This is a genomic window from Nocardia asiatica NBRC 100129 (genome assembly GCF_000308415.1).
GTDB classification, from domain to species: domain Bacteria; phylum Actinomycetota; class Actinomycetes; order Mycobacteriales; family Mycobacteriaceae; genus Nocardia; species Nocardia asiatica.
Window position 1 is genome coordinate 1 of sequence record NZ_BAFS01000132.1, and the last position, 7,851, is coordinate 7,851.

Sequence of the window (7,851 nt, forward strand, 5' to 3'; positions counted from 1 at the left end):
GCAGTCTGTTCACGTCCGGCACGCTGCGGCGGCAGGCGACGATGCCGATGTCGAGGCTGTCGGCGTTGCTGGTGAGGGTGATGTTCACCGCTTGGCCGTCGAGCGGTATCGACAGCGGATAGCTGGCGTCGAGGCGGGCGCCGTTCCAATACTGGGGTTCGCGCGGGCCGGGAATGTTGGAGATGACGATGTTGAACGGCGGGCTGGTCAGCGCGGCGGTGGCGGGCAGCAGCAGCGACAGCGCGAGCGGACTCAACGTCAGCGCCGAGAGTGAGATCGCTTGCACGGGGGTCAGCGCGCGATAGATCTCCTTGCCGCGCTGCATCGAGGAACTGATCGCCGCGAGCCGCGCCGCCGGGTCGGGCAGATCGGTGGCCAGATTGCACAGCAGCGCCGCCACGGAATTGCCCCCGCCCGCGCCGTCGTCGGACTCCGCCCGCAGCGAGACCGGCACCATGGCGATCAGCGGTTTGTCCGGCAGGGCGATGTGTTCGAGCAGGTAGGTGCGCAGCGCGCCCGCAGACATGGCAAGCACCACGTCGTTGAGCGTGGTGCCGGTCATCTTCTTGACCTGGCGGAGGCGATCCAGTGGCCAGGAGCGGGCGGCGCAACGGCGTGCCCCGCCGATCGGGACGTTGAACATGGTGCGCGGCGCGGCGAAGGGCAGCGTCAATTGCTGATCGAGCAGCGCGGTGCGAGCCAGGCGCAGCATAGAGGGAGCCGAGCCCGCCGCGGCCAGCAGCGCGCGCGCCCGCGTGCCCAGGGTGTGCCTGCGCGGCGGATTCGCGCGGGGCGTGGCCGAGGGCGGGAGATCCCAGGGCACCAGGGCTTCGCCGGCCTCGGGGTCGCTGGTCAGCGTGCGCTGCAGCAGCCGCTGGGCGCCGACGCCATCGATGAGGGCGTGATGCATCTTCGCGTACAGGCCGACCCGGTCCCCGGCGAGCCCCTCGATCAGATGCGCTTCCCACAGCGGTCTGTGCCGGTCGAGCAGGGTGCTGTGCAGTCCGGCGGCCACCTCCGTCAGGGCAGGCAACCCGCCCGGTTCCGGCAGCGCCCACCGCTGCACGTGGTAGTCGACGTCGACCGCGCTGTCCACCGTCCAGGCCAGCTGGGGCGTGCCGAACAGGCGAGACGGGCGCTTGCGGAACATGGGATGGAAGCTGCGGCCCGCTGCCAGCGTCGCGTACGCGCGCCGGGCGAATTCGGGTCCGGAGCCGTCCACCGGCTCGAAGACCGACAGCGAACCGACATGCATCGGATGCTCGCGTGATTCCGCGACCAGGAACAGGGCGTCCACCGGCGAGATGAATTCCATGGGCAGTTCCCTCCTGGCGACGCTGCGGCCGCGCCACGGTCTGGTTCAGGACGCGGGGACGTCGGCGACGGGCGTGCCGGACTGCTCATGGCGCGCGGCGAGCCGCGCCGGTCGAACGACGATCCCAACCGATGATTCGATGCCGAATCCGCACCGGCTGGGCGTTTCGCCGCGGAATGTGCGCCGGCGGCTCAGGACAGACGGCTGATCGGCCAATCCTGCGGCAGCTCGAGGCGCTGGCTGATCATGTGGATCGCGGTGTGCAACGCCTGGATCTCGTCGACGCCGCTGGCCACCGACGCGCCCTGCTCGCTGATGTGGAACCGGCACAGGTGCTTGCGCCGGTCGGCCGCCAGATACGGCCTGCCGATGATGATCGACAGCGAGCTGTCGGCGTCGCGTAGCGTGCGGGCCGCGATGAGAGCTTGCGGTTCCTGCTCGGCCGTGGTGGCGGCACGCGAGGGCCGGGTGGGGGCGGCGGGGAAGCAGGGATCGGAGGGCTCGGCCACGGTGAAGTGCGCGCCGTGGCTGTTGGCCTGACGCAGCTCCCACGCGATCTCCTGGAAGGCGCGGTAGAGCGCGGCGATGGAGTCGGCGCCGTGCGCCCAGCGCTCACCGATGCCCTGGATGCGGAATCCGCACACCACGCCGGTGTCGCCCGGAGCCATCTGCGGTTTCCCCACTTCGATCGACACTTCCCGCGTAGCGTCTGCCACGGTGCGGGTGGCGATCACCTCCCTGATGCGTCGCCATTTCGTGCTCGCGATCGCACCGCCGTGTTCGGACTCGCGCACTGCGGGCGTGGTCGTGTCACCAGTGACCCGCGCCGGTATCGCTCTCATAGCGAGTGGAGTACCCAAGTTGCGGCCCGGTTTATCCTGCCGTTCGAGGTGACCTGGACCGCAGCGCCGTGCCGGGTCGGCGGGCGGCGGGCGCGGTGGTTTGCCCGCAGAACACGACGCCCGACGAAGACACGCCGTACCGGCAAAATGGCTACCCGACGGTTAACGCGCCCCGGATTTGGCAGGCTGTCGCCGAAGTGTGATGGTGGGGCCGCGACGATGAGGAGGGGCGGACGAAGTGGTAACGATCGCGCAGTTGCGAGCGGTTCTGTCGATTCTGCGCGTCGACCCGGACGAGGTCGGCGCACGGGTGGGTGACCCAGGTCTGCGCGGTCCGGACGCGGAACGAGTCCTACTGATCGGTTTGCTACATCGGATTGCGAGCAGTGAGCTGCGCGAGGTCGTCACGACCACGATGGATGAGACGGAGGCCGCGCGGGCCGCCGCGCTGAGCACCTTGCCGGTCAACGGTGAGAACCCCACGGAGCAGGCGCGTTTCGACGCGCACTGGTTGCACGATCGCATCGGCGCGTTGGCCGCGGGCACCACCGTGGACCCGGTGCCGGTACTGCTGGACGCGGCCGCGCGGTCGACCGACGCCGCCGAGGCGCTGCTGCTGCTCAGCCGCAACCCCCGTGGTGACGACGCGGACACCAGATGGGAGCGGGCGCTCGACGACCTGGGGCGGGCCTATCACCTGATCAACGACGAGCGCGTGGGGCGCTCGAACACGACGACCGCGCCGCTGTAGCGACGCGGTCGTGCACGGCTTCTCCCGGCGGCGGCGGGCGCCGCCGGGCGGGTCACCTGGGTTGTGCCGGTGCGATCTGCACGGGCTTGTCCGCGAAGCGTGTGGTGCCCTCGGCGGCCTGCAGCGTGGTGAGCAGGTCGACGCCGGCCACGACGAGGGTGGGGCCGCCGACCGCGATGGTTCCGAGGATGCCGCCGAGACTCGCGCCGGTCAGCAGACCGGCCACGCAACCGACGGCGATGGTGACCAGGCAGCCGATCGCGGCGCCGATGGCGGTGCCGACGAATCCGCCGACGGCGGTGGCGAGGCCGAACTGGCTGGCGAACTCGTCACGGGCGCGCCGGTTCTCGGTCGTCGACGCGATCGGTGTCGCGACGAGCGTCTCGCTGATCGCGATGCCTTCGGGCCTGGTCGGTTTCAGCTCGAGGACCGTGCTGTCCTTCTTCAGCTCCGGACGGACCGGGATGACGGTGCCCGCGATCCGGAAGTCGAGGGGCAATGTCATGGCGACGCGGCCGTCACGGTCCCGGATGTCGACCACGTCGATCACCTGCGCGACGTCGGCGGGGGCTCCGGCGCGGTCGACGAGCACGCCGTCACGCTCGGTCAGTCGGGCGTTCTCGTCATCCGCGGGCTTGTCCCGCAGCGCTTTGGACAATTCGAAGGTTCCGCCCCGAAGCGCGGTGACGACCGTGTGGTCGACGAGCCTGGCCGAGTAGGTGATGTCGGGAGCGGGTTCGGCGTGCGCGACGCTCGCGCCGATGGTCAACGAGCCGATGGCGAGTATCGCTGCCGCAGTGATGCCGCGGAGTTGCATGATTCGTCCATTCCTTCATCAGATTTCGCAGCTGCGTCCAGCACGGCCGGATCCGCGCACTCCGGCGGCGCAAGAACAGTCGTCCAAGGTCGCTGAGCAGCCTATCAGCGCCCGCAGCAACCGATGAGCGTTCCGGCTCGACCGGTCGGAGATGTTCGAGGACCCCTCCGACCGGCCGATTCTCGAATTCGTCGCCTCAGCGCGCCGCGGCGAGTTCGCTTGCCGGCTCGGCTCCCAGGATCGTCGCGCTGGTGCCGGGCGGCCAGTCGAGGCCCGCGTCGAGCCGGTCGAGCACTTCGGCGCTGGGCCGTTGGTTGCGGGACCGCTCGATCTCGCTGACCACCTTGGCCGATGGGCCGCCGTTGCCGGCCACGTCCGCCTGGGTCCACTTCATCTCCCGCCGCCGCGCACGCACCCGTGCGGCGAGGGCTTCGAGGTCGAGCGCGCGAGCCTGCTCGGCCACGTCCGCGGGCTCGGGCTCGGCCGGCAGCGCCGGAGCGCCGGGCTCCTCCGTCCGATGCTTTTCCCGCAGCATCCCATTGGTGATCAGCCTGGACCGTTTTCGCCTACCCATTTTCGCCACACGCTCTCCCATCCTCTGTCGAGTCGATCGATTGCGTCGCACTGCTCCGGCGGCGGGCGGCGTCCACCGCGCGGGGAACGCTGAACATCATGGGGGAGTGCGGGCACGGACCCGGGCCGACGCGCCGGGTCAGTGCTGCCGGTCCTGCGGCTGCAGCAGCAGCACCGGGATCTCCCGCTGTGTCCAGGACTGGTAGGTGTCGAAGTCCGCGTAGCGGGCGACGAGCAAGGGCCACAGGCGATCTCGCTCCTCCCGTGTGGCCACGCGGGCACGGACGAGACGGTGCTCGGCGCCGATCTGCACCCGGGTCGCCGGATGCGCCAAGAGGTTGCGATACCACTGCGGATGGTTGGGCAGCCCGCCCTGCGAAGCGACGACCACCAGATCGGCGCCGTCGGCGAGATACAGCAATGGAACCGTGTACAGCTTGCCGGATTTCCGGCCCCGGTGCTCGAGCAGCAAGGTCGGCACCGGCTTGCGGAAACCCGCACCGACGCGCCACTGCCCGCCGACGCGTCCCTTGGTCCGGTGGAAAACCCAGACCTGCGCTTTCGACATGTAGTTGATGAGCGCCACGACGAGCGGGGAATCGAGGTGGCGTGGTCGGTCGGGCATCAGGTGCACCTCCTGGGGAGCCGGTGCCGGATCGGGTTCGGCGGCGCGGCGAGCGATTGATCCAATACCTATGTCCGTAGTATCGTCCAGACAGATGTCCGGTAACTATTCCATAAATGCGCCCGGCGCGCGGCGCGGGCGGCGGAACCGGTGACGAGCACGGCGGAGGAAACATGGATCGGGTCAGCGGCAAAGTCGTCTTGGTGACCGGTGCGGCGCGGGGGCAGGGTCGCAGTCACGCGGTCGCCTTGGCGGAGGAGGGCGCCGACATCATCGCCTTCGACATCTGCGCCGATATCGGCAGCAACGACTACGCGCTGGCGACCGCCGCCGACCTCGCCGAGACCGCGGAACTGGTGGCCCGGACCGGCCGCCGGGTAGTGGCCGAGCAGGTCGACGTGCGCGATCGCCCCGCGCTGCAAGCGGGGATCGCCGCGGCCGTCGCCGAACTCGGGCGCTTGGACGTGGTCGTGGCGAACGCCGGGATCTGCCCGCTCGGCCACCACGTGCCGCTGCAGGGATTCGTCGACGTCTTCGACGTCAACTTCGTAGGCGTGGTGAACACGGTGCACGCGGCCCTGCCGCAGCTGAGCGCGGGCGCTTCGATCATCGTCACCGGGTCGGTCGCGGGCCTGGTGCCGCAGACCGGTTTCAACGGCCAGCAGGCGCTGCAAGGCCCCGGCGGCGACGGCTACGGTCTGTCCAAGAAGATGATCCGTTCCTACACCCAGACTCTGGCGCTGACGCTGGGACCCAGCTCCATCCGCATCAACGCGGTGCACCCGACCAACGTGGACACCGACATGCTGCACAACCCGGGCATGTACCAGATCTTCCGTCCCGACATACAGAATCCCACGCGCGAGGACGCGGAGGTCACCTTCCCGTTCATGCAGGCCATGCCGATTCCGTTCGTCGAGTCCTCGGACATCTCGCATGCGGTGACGTTCCTGGCCTCCGACGAGTCGCGGTACGTGACCGGCTTGCAGATGTTCGTCGACGGCGGCGCGTCGCTGAAATTGGGCCTGGCCGGCCAGTGACGCGAAGCGGCGTCACTTCAGGATGAGCAACGCGGACCGCTCGATGCGGTCCGCGATATCCGCATAGGACCGGTAGCCCATCCCGGCGTGCACCAGTGCGCCCGCGTAGAGCAATTCGAGCGATTCGAGAATATCCGCGTCCGCGGTTTCGGCCAGGGCGTGCGCGAGGCGAGTGCGAATTTCCAGGCCGATGCGCGACCGCAAATGTTCGACATCGGGATCGCGACCGAGTAGCGCGCTGGTGACCGCACCGGACAATTCCGGTTCGTCGGCGACCAGCAGGGCGATGCCGCGCAATTCGGCGATCACCCGCACGGTGGCGTCCGGGTCGTCGCTCACCGGTGAGGGCGTCGCGCGCAGCCTGCGCCAGAAGATCTCCGCGACCAGGTGTTCCTTGGAGGAGAAATAGGTGTACGCGGTCGCGGTGCCGACCTTGGCGTTGGCGGCGACCATGCGAATGGTCATGCCCGCGAATCCCTCTCGCGAAAGCACTTCCAGCGCCGACCGGGTGAGCTTGTCGACCGTGTCGGCCTGCTTTCCGGACAAGCGCCGACGCGTCGCTTCGACGGTTCTGGAATCGCTTTCGGACATGTGTCTAGATGGTAGTGCCGTTATTTCGCCGGAGCAACTTCCCGGCTGCCGGAACCGTTGTGTTCTCGGCCACGGTGGAATTGCCGTTCGAGGTGCGGCTACGGCTGGTCCGCCGCGCCGAGCGAGTCGATCCGCGCCAATTCGTCGGCCAGCCGGGCGAGATGGGCGAGCACCGCCGGTTCGTCCTTGTCCGGTAGGCCGTATACGACATCGGTGACTCCGGCGCGGTCCCATTCGGCCAGGCGTGCGGCGTCGGGTTTGTAGTCGAGGGCTACCACCCGCGGACGTCCGGTCCGCCCTGCCTGCCGCCAGATCGGGTGGAATTGCGCGAGCCGATCCGCGATGTCCGTCTCCCCGGGGGTGGTGATCCAGCCGTCGGCGGACTCGGCGATCCACCGGAAGGTGCGCTCGGTGCCCGCCGCTCCGATCAGCACCGGAACCGAGCGTCGCACCGGTTTCGGCCAGGCCCAGCTCGGGCCGAAGCGCACGAACGAGCCTTCGTGGCTGGCCTCGTCCTGGCCCCACAGTGCCCGCATCGCCGTCAGGTACTCGCGCAGTACGGTGCGCCGTTTGTTCGCGGGCACGCCGTGATCGGCCAGTTCGTCGGTATTCCAGCCGAATCCGGCGCCGAGGACGACCCGGCCGCCGCTGAGGTGGTCGAGGGAAGCGATCGTCTTGGCCAGGGTGATCGGATCGTGCTCGGCCGGAAGCGCGACGGCGGTGGCCAGCTCGACGCGTTGGGTGACGGCGGCCGCCATGGACAGCGCCACCCAGGGATCCAGTGTGCGCAGGTACCGGTCGTCGGGGAGGGAAGCGTCACCGGTCTGCGGATGCGCCGCGTTGCGGGCGATCGGGATGTGGGTGTGCTCGGGGACGTAGAAGGAGTCGAATCCCGCCTGTTCCGCCGCGCGGGCGGCCGCGGCCGGGGTGATGCCGCGGTCGCTGGTGAACAGCACGATGCCGAATCGCATGGAAATTCCTGCCTTCTCGAGTCGTTCGATGGCGAGCGGTCCTGCGCCGATGGACACCTCGTCGCGTTGACGGTGCCGCCACCGGGAGGTTCGACCCATGCAACGCCATGTGTCTGGACAGTTGTTCGGACTGTAGTTCGACTGAGTCAGTGGTGCAAGAACGCGTTCTCGCTGCGCGCGGCGGATGTGGAGACGTGCGCTGCCGCATCCCGGGTTTCGAAGAGATCCCCCATTCGGGATTGTCCTGAAAATGTGTCGGTGGTACCGTCCAGACACATGTCCAGCTATGTGTCTCCATGTGGTACGGCTCGGCTGCCAGCCGTGGA

General features: G+C 69.0%; 9 protein-coding genes. 2 read left to right on the forward strand and 7 right to left on the reverse strand.

All coding sequences use genetic code 11. From position 1 onward, the window contains the following. Positions 1–1,315, reverse strand: a 1,315-nt coding sequence (locus tag ON27_RS12855; RefSeq protein WP_043725122.1) for a WS/DGAT/MGAT family O-acyltransferase, incomplete at its 3' end; no start/stop codon positions are given. Positions 1,316–1,506: 191 nt separating this feature from the next. Then, on the reverse strand, positions 1,507–2,157 hold the full coding sequence (locus ON27_RS12860) for a DUF6968 family protein (protein WP_157227170.1): 651 nt from the start codon (positions 2,155–2,157) through the stop codon (positions 1,507–1,509). Between the two features lie 238 nt (positions 2,158–2,395). Here ON27_RS12860 and ON27_RS12865 point away from each other — a divergent pair, with 238 nt between their 5' ends. Continuing rightward, the gene (locus tag ON27_RS12865; protein WP_043725125.1) at positions 2,396–2,908 is read left to right on the forward strand and encodes a hypothetical protein; all 513 of its coding nucleotides are present in this window, start codon (positions 2,396–2,398) and stop codon (positions 2,906–2,908) included. Positions 2,909–2,960: 52 nt separating this feature from the next. On the opposite strand, the gene ON27_RS12870 is transcribed toward ON27_RS12865, so the two are convergent. The 3 genes from ON27_RS12870 to ON27_RS12880 form a co-directional block, all read right to left on the reverse strand. After that, positions 2,961–3,725: a DUF8020 domain-containing protein gene (locus tag ON27_RS12870; RefSeq protein WP_043725131.1), complete on the reverse strand. Its 765-nt coding sequence runs from the start codon at positions 3,723–3,725 to the stop codon at positions 2,961–2,963. Positions 3,726–3,921: 196 nt separating this feature from the next. Continuing rightward, positions 3,922–4,260: a helix-turn-helix domain-containing protein gene (locus ON27_RS12875; protein ID WP_051046493.1), complete on the reverse strand. Its 339-nt coding sequence runs from the start codon at positions 4,258–4,260 to the stop codon at positions 3,922–3,924. 177 nt (positions 4,261–4,437) lie between these two features. After that, a complete protein-coding gene (locus tag ON27_RS12880; RefSeq protein WP_043725137.1) occupies positions 4,438–4,923 on the reverse strand; it encodes a nitroreductase family deazaflavin-dependent oxidoreductase in 486 nt (161 codons plus the stop codon). Positions 4,924–5,096: 173 nt separating this feature from the next. On the opposite strand from ON27_RS12880, the gene ON27_RS12885 reads away from it, so the two are divergent. Next, the gene (locus ON27_RS12885) at positions 5,097–5,963 is read left to right on the forward strand and encodes a mycofactocin-coupled SDR family oxidoreductase (protein ID WP_043725146.1); all 867 of its coding nucleotides are present in this window, start codon (positions 5,097–5,099) and stop codon (positions 5,961–5,963) included. A 12-nt stretch (positions 5,964–5,975) separates the two neighbouring features. Here ON27_RS12885 and ON27_RS12890 read toward each other — a convergent pair whose 3' ends face one another. Both ON27_RS12890 and ON27_RS12895 read right to left on the reverse strand, forming a co-directional pair. Next, the gene (locus ON27_RS12890) at positions 5,976–6,554 is read right to left on the reverse strand and encodes a TetR/AcrR family transcriptional regulator (RefSeq protein WP_043725133.1); all 579 of its coding nucleotides are present in this window, start codon (positions 6,552–6,554) and stop codon (positions 5,976–5,978) included. 98 nt (positions 6,555–6,652) lie between these two features. Beyond that, on the reverse strand, positions 6,653–7,525 hold the full coding sequence (locus ON27_RS12895) for an LLM class F420-dependent oxidoreductase (protein WP_043725156.1): 873 nt from the start codon (positions 7,523–7,525) through the stop codon (positions 6,653–6,655). Positions 7,526–7,851 lie beyond the last annotated feature (326 nt).